Below are 18,989 nucleotides of genomic sequence, written 5' to 3'. Positions count from 1 at the left end.
GCCCCGGGGGGCAGGAGTGCAAGTGCGCGGGGCAGAAATGAAAGAAGCCCCGCGAGGGGCTTCTGGGTGGTGCGGGTCGAGCGGCAGGCGGCTCAGCTGAGCCGCTGCATGTAGTCCACGTAGCCGAAGGTGCGGACCGTGCTCACCTCGCGGCTCGCCTCGTCGATGCGGCAGATCGACGGCAGGCGGATGCCGTTGAAGGTGGTGGTCTTGACCATGGTGTAGTGGGCCATGTCGGTGAACACCAGGCGGTCGCCGATCTCAAGCGGCGCATCGAACGAGTAGTCGCCGATCACGTCGCCGGCGAGGCAGGTCATGCCCCCCAGGCGGTAGGTGTGGGCCTTCTCGTTCGGCTCACCGCCGCCGATGATGTGCGGGCGGTAGGGCATCTCCAGCACGTCGGGCATGTGCGCCGTGGCGGAGGTGTCGAGGATGGCGATGGGGCCGTCATTCTCGACGATATCCAGCACCGAGCAGACCAGGTAGCCGGTGTTCAGCGCGATCGCCTCGCCCGGCTCCAGGTAGACCGTCAGGTGCGGATGCCGCTCCCGGAAGCCACGGATCACCCGCACCAGCCGCTCGACGTCGTAGTCGGCGCGGGTGATGTGGTGGCCGCCGCCGAAGTTGACCCACTTCAGGCCGGGGAGGTAGTGGCCGAAGCGCTCCTCGAAGGCCGCCAGGGTCGACTCCAGATCGTCGCTGTTCTGCTCGCACAGGGTGTGGAAGTGCAGCCCCTCGAGCCCCTCCACCACCTCGGGGGTGAGGTCGGCCGCCCGGGTGCCGAGCCGCGAGCCCGGCGCGCAGGGGTCGTAGAGCGGCACCGCCCCGGTGGAGTGCTCGGGGTTGACCCGCATGCCACAGGAGACCCGGCGCGGCGCCGCCGCGATGGTCTCGCGGAAGCGCCGCCACTGGCCCGGGGAGTTGAAGCTCAGGTGGTCGGCGTAGCGCAGCACCAACGCCATCTCCTCCTCGGTGAAGGCCGGCGAGTAGCAGTGCACCTCGCCGCCGAAGGTCTCCGCCCCCAGGCGCGCCTCGTCCTGCCCGCTGGCCGTGGTGCCCACCAGATACTGGCGCACCAGCGGGAAGGTGTTCCACATGGCGAAGCCCTTCAGGGCCAGCAGGATGCGCGCACCGCTGCGCGCCTGGACCTGCCCGAGCAGCTCCAGGTTGCGGCGCAGGAGGGCGTCGTCCACCACATAGGCCGGGGAGGGGCAGGCCCGGACGTCGAAGTCCAGGCCCTGCTCGCGTGCATTCGCCATGGCTCAGGCCAGGGGGTCGTGGTCGGGGTCGAGCTCGACCACCTGCCAGGGCAGCCCCATCTCGCCGATGCGCGCCATGAAGGGGTCGGGGTCGAGCTGCTCGACGTTGAACACGCCCGCGCCCTTCCAGATCCCTTCCAGCATCAGCATGGCGCCGGTCACCGCCGGCACGCCGGTGGTGTAGGAGATCGCCTGGGACTTGACCTCCTCGTAGCACTTCTCGTGGTCGCAGATGTTGTAGATGTACACCTTGCGACGCTTACCGTCCTTGATGCCGTCGGCGATGATGCCGATGTTGGTCTTGCCCTTGGTGCGCGGGCCCAGCGAGGCCGGGTCGGGCAGCACCGCCTTGAGAAACTCCAGCGGGGCGATCTTGGCGCCGCCTACCTCGATCGGCTCGATGCTGGTCATGCCGACGTTCTCGAGCACCTTGAGGTGGGTGATGTACTTCTCGGAGAAGGTCATCCAGAAGCGGATGCGCTCCAGGCCCTTGATGTTCTGGCACAGGGACTCGAGCTCCTCGTGGTAGAGGAGGTAGATGTCCTTCTCGCCGATGCCGTCGAAGTCGAAGGTGCGCTTCACCGCCAGCGGGTCGGTCTCCTTCCACTCGCCCTTCTCCCAGTAGCGACCCTTCGCGGTGATCTCGCGAATGTTGATCTCGGGGTTGAAGTTGGTGGCGAAGGGGTAGCCGTGGTCACCGCCGTTGGCGTCCAGGATGTCGATGCGGTGGATCTCGTCGAACAGGTTCTTCTGCGCGTAGGCGCAGTAGATGTTGGTCATGCCCGGGTCGAAGCCGCAGCCCAGGGTGGCCATGTTGCCGGCCTCCTTGTAGCGCTCCTGGAAGGCCCACTGCTCCTTGTACTCGAACTTCGCCTCGTCGGGATGCTCGTAGTTGGCGGTGTCGAGGTAGGGCACGCCGGTCTTCAGGCAGGCCTCCATGATGGTCAGGTCCTGATAGGGCAGGGCCACGTGGATCAGCACGTCGGGCTTGAACGACTCGATCAGCTTGACCAGGTCATCGACGCTGTCGGCGTCCACCTGGGCGGTCTGGATCGGGCGATCCAGCTGGGCGGCGATCGCCTGGCACTTCGCTTCGTTGCGGCTGGCCAGCATGATCTCGCTGAAGACCTCGGGGTGCTGGGCGCACTTGTGGGTCACCACGCCGCCGACGCCGCCGGCGCCAATAATCAGGACTTTGCTCATGGGGTTTCGAATCCAGATCGGGAAATGTCAACAGTGGTAGGGTCTTATCGGTAGTGAAGCGCCTCGGCGCCCCCGACCCGATGCCACCCCGGTCTTGGCCTCGCCCGGCTCCCCGCAGGGGGGGGGATGACGAGTGGGCGCAGATAATGGCTCCCCCTGAGGCTGGTATCAAGTGGTTTTCGAGTCAAGTCTGCGACCAAAGTCGCAGGCCAGGGTGCTCAGGGGAGGGCAGGTCATTCTGCCGCGCGCATCATGACGGGCCGATGGCAGCCGCCCGGCAGGGCCAGAAACGAAAAAAGCACCCGTAGGTGCTTGATTCGTCGACTGTTTGGTGGAGGCGGCGTCCCGCTAATAGTATACATAAAATATTGTTTAATAAGGAGTAAATGGATCGCTAGCAGTGAATGCACCCCCATGGATACCCCCGCTATTCTGTGCTGAGTCACCATCAGTGCTTCAGAGTCACTATCGGCTCGAGCTCGGCATTCTAATCGATAAATTAAATGACTATGTAATCGTCGATCGGTTTTGTCGATCATAAGTGGGCACCATTCAACCAGCCTATTCGCGCGCCGCTGCCATGCTCCTGTTTGGTGGAGAAACGCTCAACCCCTGTTCGGGGTGAGGAGCGGTGTGTTGAGAAGGGTTGCTCGCAGCCGCCTTGACCATAGCACGGTAAGGTGGAGCTCGCTCTACCCCTTATAGAGCGGTGAGGTAGTCAATCACTCACCAATCTATCTGAGGGAATAGCATGAAGCGTTTGCGTCAACATGAGGTGCTGAATCGCTGCGCGCTCAGCCGAACTTCACTGCACCGCCTTGTCAAGTCGGGTGCTTTCCCCGCACCGACCGTCATAGGGGGCAGAACGGTTGTCTGGGATGAGGATGAGATTGATCGATGGATCATGCGGCTCATTCGTGAGCAGCGTTGCGGACAGCGTGATCTTACCCAGCACTGATGGAAAGCCTGCTCTAGGACCGTCCAATGTGGCTGGAAGCAGTCAACAACGAGGCAGCAATGGCTATACCCCTTATAGGGGGTGAGCAAAGAACGGCTCGCCAACGGAAAGGGGGTATGGAGATGAAGCTTCTGCGCCGCAACGAAGTCCTGGATCGATGTGCGATCAGCAGCACGACGCTGCATCGGCTCATCGAGGCTGGACAATTCCCTCCTGCGGTAACGATCACGAGCCGTCGGGTGGCCTGGGTTGAACATGAGGTGGAGAATTGGATCGCTTGTCGAATCAATCAGGCCAGGAGGGAGTGAGCGATCGGCTTGAAATCGGAGGATGGTTATACGAGTCCACCACCTTGATTAGTATCTGAGCTGCAGGACGTCGAGTGACGTGAACTGGTCGGGGTGAAACGGTACGCGATCACTATGCCCGTGGCTGGCTGAGTGAAGGTTAGGTGCTAGGCGCATACCCAGACGCCCAGTCTATCGTGTGTCAGCACCTCCATGCGATTACCGCGGCGGTTGGCGAACAGGGAGGCGCAGTGCGGGGGCCGCGCCGAACACCTTCACCATCCGAGCCAGCGAAGTATCCGGGCCGGCGCGCATATCCATGGCTCGGTGGACAGCCAGATCTCGTCGATGTGGATCTCACCGGAGGTAAAGGACGGGGTTGATAGGCTGGCCGCTGCTGGCAGCTGGCTCTTGGCCTTGCGAATATAGGTCTGGACGCGGTTGGTGTTGAGCTCGTGCTGCAGGGCGATCTGGGCAATCGAGGTATCGCTGTGCAGGCAGGCCGCAACGACCTTGGCCTGGAACGACGGGACGTAGCGACGGCGACGTATCTCACGTTCAGTGCTTGGGGAGGTCATTAATAGGTGCCCACCTGTTATTACGTGGGCACCTAATGTCGCTGGCCAGGGAGCTCCGCGGACGGTTTGTTCAGCGGCAGGTTGCGTCTGATACGGGCTTGGCATCTGTACAGTTCAGGGGCCGCTTCACATAACCCCGACTGGCCTGCCTCTCTTGTCAGCAAGAGGCATCCATGCAATCCCAGGTTGAGCAGAACACTATCCGTTCGAAGCCCATGTGCTGAGCTGCCCCCTCCAGAGCCAAACGCTAGCGGCGCCAGACTTCTGGATCTTTTAAGTACTCGATTTCCTGTTCAATGAAAGTCAATGGATCCCAAATCTCATACAATTCGGCAGCTCTGTCGATAAAGTGTGTGAGCACGTGCTGTGGCGGATGGCTTTCAACTAGGGCATTCAATTCCCGTTCATAGTCGTTGCGAATATCGCTCCACGTAGCCCCGGTTTCTGGGTCAAGGCCATCATCAGTGATCTGCTGCTCGGCCAGGTTGTCAACAAACTGCATTAATGCTGATTTTTCAGCGCTTCTATCGGGAATCTTCACAGGTTCATCAATCCTCAGGCTGGATGAGAGAAGGTGGCTCTTCGTGGCCGTCATATACAGCCTATCATGTGCCGAAAACCGATTCAGGAACACGCCAAGCGCCTCTCTCTGCCTACGATGCCTGGGTTGTGTAGGAAAAAATAGCGCTGAGCGTGGTCTAGGCAGGCTAGGTTTTGTCCGAAAAGTCTGCCCGTAGGCAGCGGTCTATGCACGCCAGGCATACCATGGCCCTGAAGCTGCTGGCCAATTTGTCGTATCGCGTGCAGACACGGCGCAGTTCCTTGATCCAGCCGAAATAGCGCTCGATGATGTTGCGCTCTCGATAGCGGGGCTTATCAAAGCCCCTTGGGGCCCCGGGGCGTGGTTTTCGCTTCATCTTGCGCCGGGCAATGATCGGCTTCATGCGGTGCCGGTCGCAGTAGCGCGCAGCGGATCGCTATCATAGCCCTTGTCCGCCACGATGAAGCGGCTAGCGCTTGCACGGCCTGCCCTTGGCCCCAGTCAGATGAACGTGCTCCATGGTGGGAATGAAGTGCCGAGTATCCGAGTCCTGCCCGGCCGACAGTGTGAAGGTTAGCGGCCAACCGTGCCGGTCACAGACCATATGGATCTTGGTCGTCAGGCCGCTCCGGCTGCGGCCCAGGGTATGGTCTACGGGTTCTTGGCGCCCCCCTTTTTGCCGCCTCCAGAAGCGGCCCGGGTGGCGCGGATCGATGTCGAATCGATCATCCAGGTATCCAGATCCATCAGGCCATCTTCTCGCAAGCGGAGCTGGAGACGTGCCAGGATAGCCTCGAAGGTGCCGTCATCGCGCCACTGGCGGAAGCGGTCGTAGACGGTCTTCCAAGGGCCATAGCGCTCAGGTAGATCACGCCACTTGGCGCCCGAGCACAATATCCAGAAGATGCCGTTCAACACCTGACGGTCATCGCGGCGGGGGCGCCCTGTCCGCTGCGGCGGCGAGACGATGTCCTCGATGAGGGCCCAGCCGTTGTCGGAGATCTCGTAGCGTCCTGCCATGGGTCACCTATGCTGCTGCGGCATAGGTGACATTAGCAAATTCGAGTTTTCGGACAAAGCCTAGGCTAGCGGGTAGTCGCACAACTAGAGACGCCGAAGTTTCATCATCCTAGCTGTCTAGTCCCGTGCGGATAGTCACGGGGAGGGTGCCCGGAGTCCACTGTGACGTACACCTACTTATTCAAAATGTTGCGGAGGGCGGATAACTGCGCCACTGGTTGTTATCTGTCTCGAATTATTGCGAGCTAGCGGTTGTCCGCCGCAACGGGCTGCCAGGGCCGAGTTGGTTTCGTCGCCGTTCTCCACGGCAGCCTCTAGGTCGAGGGCATCGCGGCTGTGGCTGGCCGCGATGGTGCCATCGTGCCGCTGGAGACCCAGACCATCGCCCCAGAACGCTACTTGGTGGAGAGCCACCTGTGCATCGACACCACCGCCGCGGGCGGCAGCGCTAGCCTGCTGGCAATGGGGGCGCGTCAAAGATTGGGCCCAACCACCGCCGCGGGCGGCAGCGCTAGCCTGCTGGCAATGGGGGCGCGTCAAAGATTGGGCCCACTGGAAGTTGATCCCAGTGGGCCCAGTATCCCCACATCTGCGGGGCAATGGTGCGAATGAAGCCACACCTGGTCGTCTTTCGACAATCCCCGCATCGGCGGGGCAATGGTGCGAATGAAGCTACACCTGGTTATCTTTCGACAATCCCCACATCGGCGGGGCAATGGTGCGAATGAAGCTACACCTGGTCGTCTTTCGACAATCCCCGCATCGGCAGGGCAATGGTGCGAATGAAGCCACCCCTGGTCGTCTTTCGACAATCCCCGCATCGGCAGGGCAATGGTGCGAATGAAGCCACACCTCGTCGTCTTTCGACAATCCCCACATCGGCGCGGCAATGGTGCGAATGAAGCTACACCTGGTCGTCTTTCGACAATCCCCACATCGGCGGGGCAATGCCTATAGGTGCTTACGGCGCTCACTAGTCTTCGAAAATACCCGCTACGCGGGTCTATGCCCTTTAATGCCTTAGGCACGTTCTATGTTTCGTCGAAGATTTGGACTGGGGAGGTCCCATCTTAATAAGTTAGGACTTTCTCCACTCGGACCCAGTGATGCAGCAACCCAAGGCAAGGGTAGTGAAACATTCCTTTTTCGATTTTTCAAGGGATGCTGCGCGGTTTTTTTCAAAAATTCAGTCCGTAAATGGGTTGTAGTGAGCGAGGCATGCTTTCCAAGATTTCCAAATGCAACATAATTAATGGTTATGTTGCATTTGGTCGACGAAGTGACTGGTGGAATGGGCATCAGTGCTCTGTAGATCTGCAGTGGGGCCTCGCCCAGTGCCCCCTTGGTTTCCCGAAATTCTGACTCACACTACTCACGGATATCCTTGGAGCCCCCCTGTGTCAGGATGACTGTCGTGCCCTCTGATACCCTGTTCCTATAAACCGATCAGGGGGCGAAAGGAGACACTCATGCCTCGTTACTCAGAGGAGCGCCGGCAAGCCGTGGTCACCAAGCTGCTGCCTCCCCACAACCTCTCCCCGCAGGTGATCGCGGAGCAGGAAGGGATCTCGCTGGGCACCGTCTACACCTGGCGCAAGCAAGCCCGCGCCGAGGGACGTTGCCTGCCGGACGCGCTGGGCAAAGGCACCGATGGCTGGTCGTCCAAGGACAAGTTCAACGCCGTGCTTGAAACCGCCTCGATGAATGCTCAGGAGACCGCGGAATACTGCCGCCGTCGGGGCATCTTCCCCGAACAGCTGGGGCGGTGGCGGCATGACTGCGAGCAAGCCGCCAGCCTCTCGCACTCGGAACGCCAGCGTGAAGCCGACGAGGCCAAGCAACAGCGCAAGCGCATCAAGGCGCTGGAAAAGGAGCTCGCCCGCAAGAACGAGGCCCTGGCGGAGACCGCAGCGTTACTGGCCCTCAGAAAAAAGGCGAGGGCGATCTGGGGGGACGAGGACGCATGATCAGCACCCCAGATCGCCAACGCGCCATCGCGCTGATCGAAGAGGCCAGGGCCCAGGGGGCCCGCCTGGAGGCCGCCTGCCGAGAGCTGGGCATCACCGCCAGGACGTACCAGCGCTGGACGCGCGGCGGCGAGCTGCACGAGGACCAGCGCCCTTTGGTCGGCCGGCCGGTGCCGGCTAACGCGCTAACACCGGCCGAAGAACAGGAGATCCTCGACGTGTGCCACCGCCCCGAGTACGCCAGCCTGCCGCCAGAGCAGATCGTGGTGCGCCTGTTCGACGAGGAGCAGCGCTACTTGGCCATTAACACCTGTTTCGCCAGAGCCGTCGGGAGCCCTCGCCGGAGAGCCCCGTGGAGCCTCGCGCGGAAGGTTACGGGCTGGTGAGCAACCTGGCGTATGTGCTGGGGGGCTTGGGCATGCTGGTACTGGGGTCACGCTGGCTGGTGGACGGTGCCGTGGTATTTGCTCAGGCCCTTGGCGTGAGCGACCAGGTAATCGGCCTGACTATCATTGCGGCGGGTACCTCGCTGCCTGAAGTGGTCACCTCGATCGTTGCCGCACTGCGTGGTGAGCGCGACATTGCCGTGGGCAACGTGGTGGGAAGCAACGTGTTCAACATCCTCGGAGTGCTGGGCCTGACCGGGTTGCTGGCCCCCACTGGCATTGCTGTCCCTGATGCGATGGTGGGCTTCGATATTCCGGTCATGATTGCGGTGGCCGTGGCCTGCCTGCCAATCTGCTTCACCGGCGGGGTGATCAGCCGCTGGGAGGGCGGCGTGCTGTTTGCCTATTATCTGGCCTATACCCTCTACCTGATCTTGGCCGCCACTCACCACGATGCGCTGCCGGTCTTCAGCGTCACCATGCTCTACTTTGCACTACCGCTGACGGCCCTGACGCTGGCGGTGTTGGCGGTGCAGGAGCGCCACCGGAGGATACGGCCTTGAATAATGGGTGGGACAAGTCGGGGCTATCAAGTCCGTGGACGCTATCGACTGACGGAGAACACATTCACCTCTTCGGCGGGTAGCGGTTTGACGAAGAGGTGGGCTTGGCCTGCGTTCCATGTCAAGGCGTAGTTGTGCTTCTAATAAACAGTAAAACCGCTTCACTCAAGAGTGAAGCGGCCTTTCTCTACTGCCATAGTGATGGATTACAGGGTCATGAAGGGCGAGGCCTCGCCGTCGCGGAACTGGTAGACGTCCCAGTCACCCTGCCTGGGGCCGGGCATGCCGGGGGTGCCGATGGGCATGCCGGCCAGGCCGATGCCGCGGGTGTCCGGGCGTTCCTCGAAGAGTTTCTCCACCGCCTCGAAGGGCACGTGACCCTCGATGGCGTAACCCCCCATCTGAATGGTGTGGCAGGACCCGAGGCCGAAGGGCAGGCCGACGCGCTGCTTGATCTTGCCCACCTCGATATCGTCGACGATCTTCACCTCGACCCCGCGGGCCTCGAGCTGGCGGGCGTACTCGTCGCAGCAGCCGCATTCCGGGTTCTTGAACATGGTCGCCTTGTCGGGCAGGGCGGCGTGGGCGGTGCCGGCGCCCAGCAGCAGGGCGGCGGAGAGCAGCAGAGTGGAGCCGAAGCGATTCATGAGCGAGCCTCCGGAAGGTCACGGGATGTGGGGCGGGGCGTGAACAGATACTTGGTGAGCGAAGCGATGCCGAGACCGAGCAGCAGCATCATGGCGACGGGCATGATCCAGCCCAGGGGGCCCATCAGGGCGGCACATTGCGTCATCATGGTCCTGTCTCCTCTCAGTGGTTTACCCAGGTCACGCCGTTGGGACCCTGGCCGGTGTCATAGCGGCTGATCACGGTCCCGGCCTCCAGGTCGATGACCGACAGGCTGTCGTCATAGAGGCTGGTCACGAAGGCGAAGCGCCCGGAATCATCGACGCTAACACCGTGGGCACCGGCACCGACCTCATGGGTGGCCACCACCGCCAGGCTGTCGAGAGCGATGACCGAGACCCGGTTATCGGGCTCGTCCTCAGTGCCCTCATTGGCCACCAGCATGTAGCGTCCATCCGGGGTGGCGTGTACCTGGATCGGCAGCCGGCCCACCTCGATGCGCTCGACGACCTCGCGGCGGTTGGTGTCGATGACGGCCACGCGGTTCTCGTCCCGTAATGAGACGAAGACCCGGGTGCCATCCGGGGTGAAGCCCACTTGCACGGGAGCCTGGCCGACCGGCAGGCGAGCGACCTCTTCCCGCGCTTCGACATCGATGATTGATACGCTGCCATCCAGCACGTTGGCCACATAGAGCTCCCGGCCGTCGGGGCTCAGGCGCAGACCGTGGGGATACTCGCCGGTGGCGATGGTGGCAACGCTCTCCCTGGCTTCGAGGTCGACGACCGAGACGCTGTCACCTCCGGCGTTGGTGACGAAGGCGAACCGGCCTTCCTGGTCACTGACCACATGGGCCGGATGGCTGCCCACTTCGATGCTGGCCATGAGAACGCCGGCTGGATCGTTGGCCGGGTAGAGCTTGAGCTCACCGACGGCATCTCCGTGGGCATGCCCGCCGCCGTGGCCATCGCCATGGTCATCGGATACGGGCTCCCCCACGGCCATCAGGTAGCGTCCGGACGCACTGACCTGGATGTTGTGGGGCGAAATGCCGATCGATCGGGTCGTGGTCTCACCACTGGTTAAGTTGAGGCGAGTGAGGGAGGCGTCATGCTCGTTGGCGGTGATGACGTCTCCAGCGGGAAGGGCGGCGGCGAGCGTCGGTGTCGTAGAGATGGCCAGTCCGGCGGCCATGAGCCAGCCGAGGAGCAGAGTCTTTCCGCTGAGGGAAAGAGGGAAAGCCGGGGATGCCTGGCGTGTCATGGGGGCTGCTGATAAACGGATAGTCATGAAGAACTCCTGATGAATGTAATGTTTGATGCGACGGGGAGTCGCAATCCGACGGCGATGCCGCCTGCGTTCGATCAGGCTCTGGGAGGGCGTCTGGGGGGCAGCGGGATCTGCGGGAACAGGGCCATGGCCGGCGAGTCGGCCTGGCGCTGCGGACCCACCACGGGGAGTCGCGCCTGGCCCGTGGCGGTGGAACAGGTGACGCAGGATGAGGCCTCATGGTCGTGCTCGGCACTGAGGCCGCTGCTCGCATGAGCATCATCGGCCACCCATTCGGCGGCGACGCTGCAGTCAGGGGATGACGCCATGGTGGCGCCGTGGCTCGACAGCGTGACCATCGCCAACAGCAGCGCGAGCAGGAGGGCCAGCAGGCGGCCTCCTGTGCGCTGTGTTGCTGATGTCCGAATGAGCCGGTGCATGAGGAACTCCCTTGAGTCAGGCCTTCAGCTTGCCTCTTGGTGGCTCGAGCTGCATTGATCCAAGGCAACTTCCCGGGCGAATCGCGAAGCGGGAACGAGGACGCGGGTCATTCATCGTTTCGGTGGCTGTGGCGGTGCATGAACAGGTGCAGGCCGAGACAGAGCCCCATCGGCAGCAGCAGCAGCCAGGTGCCGGTGCCGAAGGGGTTGCCGCGCCACAGCACGATCAGCATGGCCACCCCCATCAGCACCAGGCAGGCGGTCATCATTGCGTGGTGCAGGCGGTTCATGTCTTCTCTCCTTGCGGGTTGGCGCGGGTGAAGCCCCGCTTGAGCAGCAGCGAGTTGCCGATCACCGAGAGCGAGCTGGCGGTCATGGCGATCACGCCGATCATCGGGTGCAGCAGGCCCACGGCGGCGATGGGAATGGCGGCCACGTTGTAGGCACTGGCCCAGATCAGGTTTTGAACGATCTTGCCGAAGGTGGCGCGCGAGAGGTGCATGGCCTCCACCACCCCGGTCAGCTCGCCGCGCACCAGGGTCACGTCGGCGGCCTCGATGGCCACGTCCGCCCCGGCGCCGATGGCGATGCCCACGTTGGCCTGCTTCAGCGCCGCGGCGTCGTTGATGCCGTCCCCCACCATGGCCACGTGGTTGCCGTGCTTCGCCTGCAGGGCGCGAATGGCGTCGACCTTGCCCTCGGGCAGCACCCCGGCCTGGACCTCATCGATGCCGACCTCCTCGGCCACGGCCCGGGCGGCACGCTCGTTGTCGCCGGTGATCATCACCACGTGCAGGCCCAGCGCATGCATGCCGCGGATGGCCTCGACCGACTCCTCCTTGAGGGTATCGGCCACGGCCACCAGGCCCAGGGCCTGGCCGTCGGCGGCCACGATCACCACGGTGCGCCCCTTCGCTTCGAGCTTGCCCATGGCGTCATCCAGGGCCTCGAGGCCGGCCACGCCTTCCTCCTCGAGCAGCCGGCGATTGCCGATCAGCACGCTCGCGTCGCCCACCCGGCCCGAGACGCCGCGGGCACCGGTGGAGCGGAACTCGCTGACCTCGCCGGGCGTCACATCGCGTTCCTTGGCACCGTCGACAATGGCCCGGGCGATGGGGTGCTCCGAGGCGTTCTCCACGCTCGCCGCCAGGGTCAGCAGGCGCGACTCCTCGACGCCCTCGGCGGCCACCACCTCGGTCAGCGTCGGTTCGCCGCGGGTGATGGTGCCGGTCTTGTCCAGCACCATCACCTTGACGTCCTTGAAGGTCTGGATCGCCTCGCCGGAGCGGATCAGGATGCCGCGCTCGGCACCGATGCCGGAGCCCACCATCAGCGCCGTTGGCGTTGCCAGGCCCAGCGCGCAGGGGCAGGCGATGACCAGCACCGCCACGGCGGCCAGGATCGCCAGCACCGGGGTGGCGGCCTCGGGGTTGACCCAGGGCAGGAAGGTCGCGCCCCAGTCGAGGATCGGGCGCAGGGCGTCCGGAATGAGCAGCCACACCACCAGGCTGGCCAGGGCGATCAGGATCACCGCCGGCACGAAGCGGCCGGTCATGCGGTCGGCGAACTCCTGGATCGGCACCCGGGAGCCCTGGGCCTGGTCGATCAGGCGCACCACCTGGGCGAGGAAGGTGTCGCCGCCGACCCGGGTCGCCTTGACCCGCAGGCGCCCCTCCTTGTTGATGGTGGCGCCGATCACGCTGTCGCCGGGGCTCTTGTAGACCGGGATCGATTCGCCGGTGGCGATGGACTCGTCGAGGTGGCTCTCGCCCTCGACCACCTCGCCGTCGGTGGGGACCTTGTCGCCGGGGCGCACGATCATGATGTCGCCGGGCGCCAGCTCCTTGACCGGCACCTCGACCTCCTCACCGTTGCGCTCCACCCGGGCCGTCTTGGCGCCCAGGGTCAGCAGGCGGCGAATGGCCTGGGAGGCGCGCCCCTTGGCCAGGGCCTCCAGGTAACGCCCCAGCAGGTGGAAGGTCATGATGGTGGCGCCCATCTCGATGAACGAGGTCATGGGGGTAATGAAGCCGACCAGGCCGATCAGGTAGGGCGGCAGGCTGCCCATGGAGATCAGCACGTCCATGTTGAAGGTGCCGTTCTTCAGCGAGCGCCAGCTCGAGCGGTGCGTGGCGGCGCCGCCGTAGAGAAAGATCACCGGGAAGGCCAGCAGGGCGACGATGGCCAGGTAGCCCGGGATCGGCTGCCAGAACATGTGCGGCATCATCAACAGCATGATCAGGGTGGCGGGTATGCCGGCGATGATCAGGCGCTTGCGCGCCTGGGCGAGGTAGGCCTCCTCGATCTCGGCGTCGCCGTCGCCCGCCTCCTGCTCCTCGGTCTGCACGGCGGCCACGTCATAGCCGGCCCCCTCGACGGCGCGCTTCAGCGCCTCACCATCGGGGCCACCGGCCTCGATGGTCACACTGACGCGGTGGCTGGCGATATTGGTCTGGATCTCGCCCACGCCATCGAGGCGTTCGAGCGTCTTGCGCACGATGCCGGCGCAGTGGTCCGAGCCCATGCCGGGCACCGTCAGGCGAATCTGCTGCTGGCCACCACCGCTGACGGCGGCCACGTCATAGCCGGCACCCTCGACGGCTCCCTTCAGGGTGTTGCCGTCGGGTCCGCCTTCCTCGACCGTCACGCTGACATGATGGTTGGCGATATTGGTCTGGATCTCGCTCACGCCATCGAGGCGCTCGAGGGTCTTGCGCACGATGCCGGCGCAGTGGTCGCTGCCCATGCCGGGTACCGTCAGGGTGATCGTTCTGGACCTGGTGTCACTCATCACGTGCCTCCTGCAGCTGTCGCCGAGTGGACGGCCAGGGTTGGCCGTCCTTGATGTTGCGTATTCAGTGACTCCGCCGATCAGTGATGGGCATCGTGGTCCTCGGGATCCACGTCGGCGGGCGCCGCCTGGCGGAGCTGCTCGCGCTGCTCATCGGTCATGAGGTCGTGCATGGCGTTACGCATGCGCACCATCTCGGCCATCATCTCGCCGTGCAACTCGGCCATGCGGCCGTGGAGTTCTTGCACCTGCTCAGGGTCCGGACGTTCGCCGTGCATCTCGGCCATCAGGTCGTCGCGCAGGTTCATCAGGCGCCCCTTGCGCTCGAACTGGGCCGGGCGGTGCTCCTGCATCAGTTCGCGCATCTGGCTGCGCTGATCGGAGTCGAGCACCGACATCATGCCCATGCCCTCGCCCATCATCGGGCAGGGCATCATGCCGCCGCCCATCATGCCTCCCATCATGCCGGGGCCCATGCCGCCCTGGCCGCCGCCGCCCATCATGCCCCCCATCATGCCGGGGCCCATGCCGCCCTGGCCGCCACCGCCCATCATTCCTCCCATCATGCCGCTTCCCTGACCGGGTCGAGAGTCCGGCATGCCATGGGCGAGGGCGATCCCAGAACCACTGGCACCGATGGCCAGCGCGAGCCCGAGGGCGAGAGTCTGCTTGCGAATGTTCATGGTCGTTCTCCTTGCTGCCGATTGGCCCAGTCGAGGGCCACTGCTTACAGTATTCCGGCTATGTGCGGCACAGAGGTCAATGCCGTGCCTCGAGGGTGTCAGGTAAGCCACCCAGAACTCAGGAGCGGAAGCGTTGCGTCAGCAGGTAGAGAGGAGCGGAGGGCCGAACGCTGGGCCCGGGGTGGGTGTGGCCAAGCGGAGAGGTGAGGTGCGGGGGTGGCCCGACAATGGGGGTTGCCGGGCTGGTCGCTTCAGGCGCGCTATCGGGTGTCTCGCCGCGGGGCAAGATGCCCGACGCGGGGCGCCAGGCATGGTCGTGGTGGCAGTGGGGCAAGCCAGACGGTGCGGTAAGCCAGGCGTCGGGCGATGCCTCGCCAAAGGCGAGCTCGAGGCCGGCTGGTGCAACCTGGTCGCCCGGGTGGGCATGCTGCACCACGTCGGCCTTGGCCAGAGGCGTGGCCAGCAGCAGCGCCAGGATGAGCACAGCACCCAGCCAGACGGAAAGTCCGCTCCGGCCGGGTGTTGTACTCTGTTCGGTCGCCTGTGGACCCATCTCGTGGAGCTCACTTAATCTGTGCCATGTGGCTATAACCCTAGCCCGGATATTGCACCGGGCATGAAAAAGGCGGCTGAAAATCGGTTATGATTCAAGCTCCTACACCAGAACCAACCGCCTCAGCCGCCATGACAAAATGTACCACGCCGTCCGCTTCCTTTCCACGCTGCAAAGGCCGTCCGGTCATCGCCCGCTTCGATGGCGGTGATGTCACCTCTGACGGCGGTATCCTGCTGCTGCGTCAGCTCGATCGTGAGATGGGCCTGACCCGCGCCGTCGCTCGCCGGCTCAGCGATGATCGCGATCCTCAACGCTGCCTGCATCGCACCGAAACCCTGGTTCGGCAGCGCGTGCTTGGCCTGGCGCTGGGCTACGAGGATCTCAACGACCACCAGGCGCTGCGTCACGACATCGCCCTGCAGACCGCCGTCGATACCGACGGCGTGCTGGCCAGCCAGTCCACGCTGTGTCGCTTCGAGCAGCAAGCCGATCGGGACTGGGCGGTCACCATCCACGAGGAAATGATCGAGCAGTTGATCCGCTCGTTCCGGCGGCCACCCAAGAAGCCGCTCTACCTCGACTTCGATGCCACCGACGACCGGGTGCACGGCCAGCAGCTCGGGCGGCACTTCAACGGCTACTACAACCACTACATCTTTCTGCCGCTGTTCGTGTTCTGTGGCGATCAGCTGCTGGCCAGCTACCTTCGCCCGGCCTACCGAGATGCCGCCCACCACGCCGGCGCCATTCTTGCCCTGCTGGTTCGGCGGCTGCGCCAGGCGTGGCCTGAGGTAAAGGTCGTATTCCGCGGCGACAGCGGCTTCTGCCGCCCGCTGATCCTCAGTTGGTGCGAGCGCCACGGTGTCGACTACATCGTCGGCCTCGCCGGCAACCCGCGGCTGGCCAAGCTGGCCCTGGACATCGACTACGAGTCGGCCATCCGCTTTGAGAAGAGCTGGGAGAAGCAGCGGGTCTTCGGCTTCATCGAGTACGCCGCGGACAGCTGGAAGAAGCGACAGCGCAAGGTGATCGTCAAGTCCGAGACCAGCCGGCGTGGCTTCAACACGCGCTACGTGGTCACCAACCTGCGCGGCTGCAGCGCCGAGTGGCTCTACGACAATCGCTACTGCGCCCGGGGCGAGATGGAGAACCGCATCAAGGAGCAGCAGCTCCTGTTCTCCGACCGCACCAGCTGCCACGAATGGTGGCCCAACCAGTATCGGCTGCTGCTCTCGGGGCTGGCCTACCTGCTGTTGGAGCGGCTACGCCGGGTCTACCTCAAGCGCACCGCCTTCGCCCAGGCCCAGGTCAACACCATCCGCCTGAAGCTGCTGAAGATCGGTGCCGTCATCACCCGCAACACGCGCACCATCCGGCTGATGCTAAGCAGCCAGTACCCGGAACAGGCCCTGTTCCTGAAACTGGCTGACAAGTTGGTCCCGGGGTAGCGCCTCGGCGTGCTGTCCCCGGCACAGAAAACACATGGGGGTAGGGGGTAGTGCGTCCGGAGCCCATGAAATTGATCAAGAAATAGCCAATTTCAAGTACTGAGAGCCATCATGCCCACCGAGCCCGACATCTGGGTGCTTCTGGCCATCCCGGTGCAATATCCGGGCTAGGGCCAGCGGCGCAAACTGTCCATTGATGCAAATCAAGAGTTATCTGATGGTAAACCTGCGTGCAGGACCCAGGTTGCGGGTATCCTCGAGGCCATGAAATACTCGTTCTTCCATTGGCTGACAAGGCCGTTTCACCCCATGCGTCGACTCTCCTGCCACTGGCTGCTCTGCCTGGTGATGGCCCTGTTGCTGGCCATTGCGGCGCCCGTTGCCGCGGGTGGGCATCATGGTGATGTGGCCTGCCTGGAGAGCCTGTCACTGGAAGACCCGGTGGCATGGGACACGTCGGAAACGGCCGAACCGAGCGAGTCACACTCCTCTGCAGCGTCCCCCTGCTGCCTGCCCTGTGCCCAGTGCGGAGCCTCCATGGCCCGGCTGGCCGCTGAGGGGGCGGTCTCCTCCATCCCCCTGTCCGGACCTGATCTGGGCAATCCGTCCGGGCCTCCCGCGCCCTTCGAACGGCCTCCTCGTCGCTGAACCCCATCCCCCGATGGCGCCGCGGGCACCCCCGCGGTGAGAGTGTTCATGTCACGAGGACAACCTGATGAATCGTCGCGATTTCCTGCGCTACTCGGCCCTGGGTGGCCTGGTCCTGTCATCGACCGGCTACATGGCCTTCGCCGCCACCCGCACGCAACGCCACGGCATGGCGCCTGCCCTGCTTCCCGAAGGCGGCCAGCCGCTGCAACCGCTGCCACGTATCGCCAACCTGAGCGAGACGGCCGGCCGCTTTCATAGTGCGCTGACGCCGGCCCCCCATGCGGTGCCGCTCGGCGATGAGCTCGAGGCCAGGCTGTGGCTCTACAACGGCAAGGTGGCACCGCTGATCGAGGTCCGCGAGGGAGATGAACTGGACATCACCCTCATCAACGAACTGGAGCAGGAGACCACCGTGCATTGGCACGGCGTGCCGGTTCCCCAGGCCCAGGATGGCGCCCCCTGGGATGCCGTGGCGCCAGGCGAGTCACGCCGCTACCACTACACCTTCCCGGAGGGCAGCGCTGGCTTGCACTGGTTCCATCCTCATCCCCACCAGGGCACCGCCCGACAGGTGGCCCATGGCCTGGCCGGCGCCCTGCTGGTGCGCCCGCCCCAGGATGTGCTGCCGATGGAGGTGGAGGAGCACCTGCTGGTGGTCAGCGACCTGCGCCTGACGGCAACGGGCGAGGTCGCTCCCCACACCGCCGAGGACTGGCTGAACGGCCGCGAGGGGGAACTGCTGCTGGTCAACGGCCAGCGCGAACCGCGCCTCGATGTGGCGCCGGGCACCACCCTGCGTCTGCGGTTGATCAATGCCTGCGCCGGCCGCTATCTGCGTCTGCGCCTGGAGGAGCACGAACTGACCCTGATCGGCACCGACGGCGGGCTGATCGAGCGGCCTCAGCCGCTGGAGGAGCTGCTGATCACCCCGGGCGAGCGCGCCGACCTGCTGGTCCGGGTGAGTGAACAGGTCGAAGGGCGCTTCTGGCTGGCCAGCCACCCCTACGAGCGTGGCTGGATGGGTGATCGTCCGCCCCATCTGGACCAGGTTGCGCCGCTGCTGGCAATCCACACCCGTAACTCGGGCGTACAGCCCGCCGTCACCCTGCCTGATCGGCTGGGTAGCGTCGAGCCCCTGGTCGAGCCGGCGGTGCAGCGTCGGGTGGAGCTGACTGAGGTGATGCCGGGCCATGACGATAACGGTGCGGGACATGGCGAGGAAGGCGGCATGCCAGACGCTGGCCACGATGAGCATGGCGGCATGTCGGGCGCGTCGGATGACCATGACGCTCACGGTGGTGGCCATGGCGCTGCCCAGAATGGTCATGGAGGTGGCCATGGAAACGGTCATGGGAATGGCCACGACATGTCCGAGATGGCCGGCCGGCCGGAGGTGGACTTCCTGATCAATGGCCGCGCCTTCGCCATGGACGAGATCCTCTTCGAGGGCCAGGCCGGCGAGGTGGAGGAGTGGGAAGTCTTCAACAACTCCCATATGGACCACCCCTTCCACGTGCATGGCACCCACTTCCAGGTGATCGCCACCCGCGATGCCGAGGGTGAGTGGCGCGATGCTCCCTGGCTGGCCTGGAAGGACACCGTCAACCTGGCGCCCTACCAGCGTCTGAAACTGCGCATGGTGTTCCGCGAGCCCGGCGATTGGCTGCTTCACTGCCACATCATCGAGCACGAGGAGCTGGGCATGATGGCCACGGTCCGGATTCGCTGATTTACCACCTTACCCGTCGGTGGCCAGCTCATT

Annotated in this window: 18 protein-coding genes and 1 pseudogene; 7 read left to right on the top strand and 12 right to left on the bottom strand. The window is 64.2% G+C overall.

Translation table 11 applies throughout. The features are described from left to right. Positions 1 to 92 precede the first annotated feature (92 nt). Entirely contained in the window at positions 93 to 1,259 is a 1,167-nt protein-coding gene (gene nspC / locus D1793_RS13690) for a carboxynorspermidine decarboxylase (protein WP_119022647.1), read from the bottom strand. 3 nt (positions 1,260 to 1,262) lie between these two features. After that, positions 1,263 to 2,462, bottom strand: a complete 1,200-nt coding sequence (locus D1793_RS13685) for a saccharopine dehydrogenase family protein (protein ID WP_119022646.1) — start codon at positions 2,460 to 2,462, stop codon at positions 1,263 to 1,265. Between the two features lie 751 nt (positions 2,463 to 3,213). On the opposite strand from D1793_RS13685, the gene D1793_RS13680 reads away from it, so the two are divergent. Next, positions 3,214 to 3,420, top strand: coding sequence for an AlpA family phage regulatory protein (locus D1793_RS13680; protein WP_119022645.1), 207 nt, complete (start codon positions 3,214 to 3,216; stop codon positions 3,418 to 3,420). Positions 3,421 to 3,536: 116 nt separating this feature from the next. After that, positions 3,537 to 3,728: an AlpA family phage regulatory protein gene (locus D1793_RS13675; protein WP_240407673.1), complete on the top strand. Its 192-nt coding sequence runs from the start codon at positions 3,537 to 3,539 to the stop codon at positions 3,726 to 3,728. A 254-nt stretch (positions 3,729 to 3,982) separates the two neighbouring features. Here D1793_RS13675 and D1793_RS19490 read toward each other — a convergent pair whose 3' ends face one another. The 3 genes and pseudogenes from D1793_RS19490 to D1793_RS13665 all read right to left on the bottom strand — a co-directional run bounded on the left by D1793_RS19490 (position 3,983) and on the right by D1793_RS13665 (position 5,846). Continuing rightward, complete coding sequence (locus D1793_RS19490; protein WP_162899972.1) at positions 3,983 to 4,285, bottom strand: transposase; 303 nt, start codon at positions 4,283 to 4,285, stop codon at positions 3,983 to 3,985. Positions 4,286 to 4,532: 247 nt separating this feature from the next. After that, complete coding sequence (locus D1793_RS19485; RefSeq protein ID WP_162899971.1) at positions 4,533 to 4,880, bottom strand: hypothetical protein; 348 nt, start codon at positions 4,878 to 4,880, stop codon at positions 4,533 to 4,535. Positions 4,881 to 4,992: 112 nt separating this feature from the next. Beyond that, positions 4,993 to 5,846, bottom strand: a pseudogene (locus tag D1793_RS13665) (IS5 family transposase). Between the two features lie 1,469 nt (positions 5,847 to 7,315). On the opposite strand from D1793_RS13665, the gene D1793_RS13660 reads away from it, so the two are divergent. From D1793_RS13660 to D1793_RS13650, 3 genes are read left to right on the top strand one after another with little or no spacing between them, the layout of a single operon-like run. After that, positions 7,316 to 7,813 carry a transposase gene (locus tag D1793_RS13660; RefSeq protein ID WP_119022644.1) on the top strand — a complete coding sequence of 166 codons (498 nt, stop codon included), beginning with the start codon at positions 7,316 to 7,318 and terminating at the stop codon, positions 7,811 to 7,813. After that, on the top strand, positions 7,810 to 8,199 hold the full coding sequence (locus D1793_RS13655) for a helix-turn-helix domain-containing protein (protein ID WP_119022643.1): 390 nt from the start codon (positions 7,810 to 7,812) through the stop codon (positions 8,197 to 8,199). The genes D1793_RS13660 and D1793_RS13655 overlap by 4 nt, the downstream gene beginning before the upstream one ends. Then, positions 8,196 to 8,762: a hypothetical protein gene (locus D1793_RS13650; RefSeq protein WP_240407672.1), complete on the top strand. Its 567-nt coding sequence runs from the start codon at positions 8,196 to 8,198 to the stop codon at positions 8,760 to 8,762. Before D1793_RS13655 ends, D1793_RS13650 begins: the two co-directional genes overlap by 4 nt. A 206-nt stretch (positions 8,763 to 8,968) precedes the next feature. Here the strand turns inward: D1793_RS13650 and D1793_RS13645 are convergent, their stop codons facing one another. The 7 genes from D1793_RS13645 to D1793_RS13620 all read right to left on the bottom strand — a co-directional run bounded on the left by D1793_RS13645 (position 8,969) and on the right by D1793_RS13620 (position 14,572). Next, positions 8,969 to 9,409 (bottom strand): DUF411 domain-containing protein, encoded by a 441-nt coding sequence (locus D1793_RS13645; protein ID WP_119022641.1) that lies wholly within the window; start codon positions 9,407 to 9,409, stop codon positions 8,969 to 8,971. Then, positions 9,406 to 9,558 (bottom strand): hypothetical protein, encoded by a 153-nt coding sequence (locus tag D1793_RS19480; protein WP_162899969.1) that lies wholly within the window; start codon positions 9,556 to 9,558, stop codon positions 9,406 to 9,408. The genes D1793_RS13645 and D1793_RS19480 overlap by 4 nt, the downstream gene beginning before the upstream one ends. A gap of 14 nt (positions 9,559 to 9,572) precedes the next feature. Then, positions 9,573 to 10,652, bottom strand: a complete 1,080-nt coding sequence (locus D1793_RS13640) for a YncE family protein (protein ID WP_205527552.1) — start codon at positions 10,650 to 10,652, stop codon at positions 9,573 to 9,575. A 101-nt stretch (positions 10,653 to 10,753) separates the two neighbouring features. Beyond that, entirely contained in the window at positions 10,754 to 11,098 is a 345-nt protein-coding gene (locus D1793_RS13635) for a DUF2946 family protein (protein ID WP_119022639.1), read from the bottom strand. A gap of 107 nt (positions 11,099 to 11,205) precedes the next feature. Beyond that, complete coding sequence (locus D1793_RS13630; protein ID WP_119022638.1) at positions 11,206 to 11,388, bottom strand: hypothetical protein; 183 nt, start codon at positions 11,386 to 11,388, stop codon at positions 11,206 to 11,208. After that, positions 11,385 to 13,889: a heavy metal translocating P-type ATPase gene (locus D1793_RS13625; protein WP_119022637.1), complete on the bottom strand. Its 2,505-nt coding sequence runs from the start codon at positions 13,887 to 13,889 to the stop codon at positions 11,385 to 11,387. Before D1793_RS13625 ends, D1793_RS13630 begins: the two co-directional genes overlap by 4 nt. A gap of 80 nt (positions 13,890 to 13,969) precedes the next feature. Beyond that, entirely contained in the window at positions 13,970 to 14,572 is a 603-nt protein-coding gene (locus tag D1793_RS13620) for a Spy/CpxP family protein refolding chaperone (RefSeq protein WP_119022636.1), read from the bottom strand. Positions 14,573 to 15,256: 684 nt separating this feature from the next. Between D1793_RS13620 and D1793_RS13610 the strand changes: the two genes are divergently transcribed. Together D1793_RS13610 and D1793_RS13605 are read left to right on the top strand one after the other, a co-directional pair. Then, the gene (locus D1793_RS13610) at positions 15,257 to 16,576 is read left to right on the top strand and encodes an IS1380 family transposase (protein WP_119022634.1); all 1,320 of its coding nucleotides are present in this window, start codon (positions 15,257 to 15,259) and stop codon (positions 16,574 to 16,576) included. A 715-nt stretch (positions 16,577 to 17,291) separates the two neighbouring features. After that, positions 17,292 to 18,956, top strand: coding sequence for a multicopper oxidase family protein (locus tag D1793_RS13605; RefSeq protein ID WP_119022633.1), 1,665 nt, complete (start codon positions 17,292 to 17,294; stop codon positions 18,954 to 18,956). The last annotated feature ends 33 nt before the right edge of the window (positions 18,957 to 18,989 follow it).

This window comes from Halomonas sp. JS92-SW72 (assembly GCF_003547075.1).
GTDB classification, from domain to species: Bacteria; Pseudomonadota; Gammaproteobacteria; order Pseudomonadales; family Halomonadaceae; genus Halomonas; species Halomonas alkalicola.
Note: the sequence above shows the minus strand (reverse complement) of the source record. Positions and strands in the feature narration are given on the sequence as shown.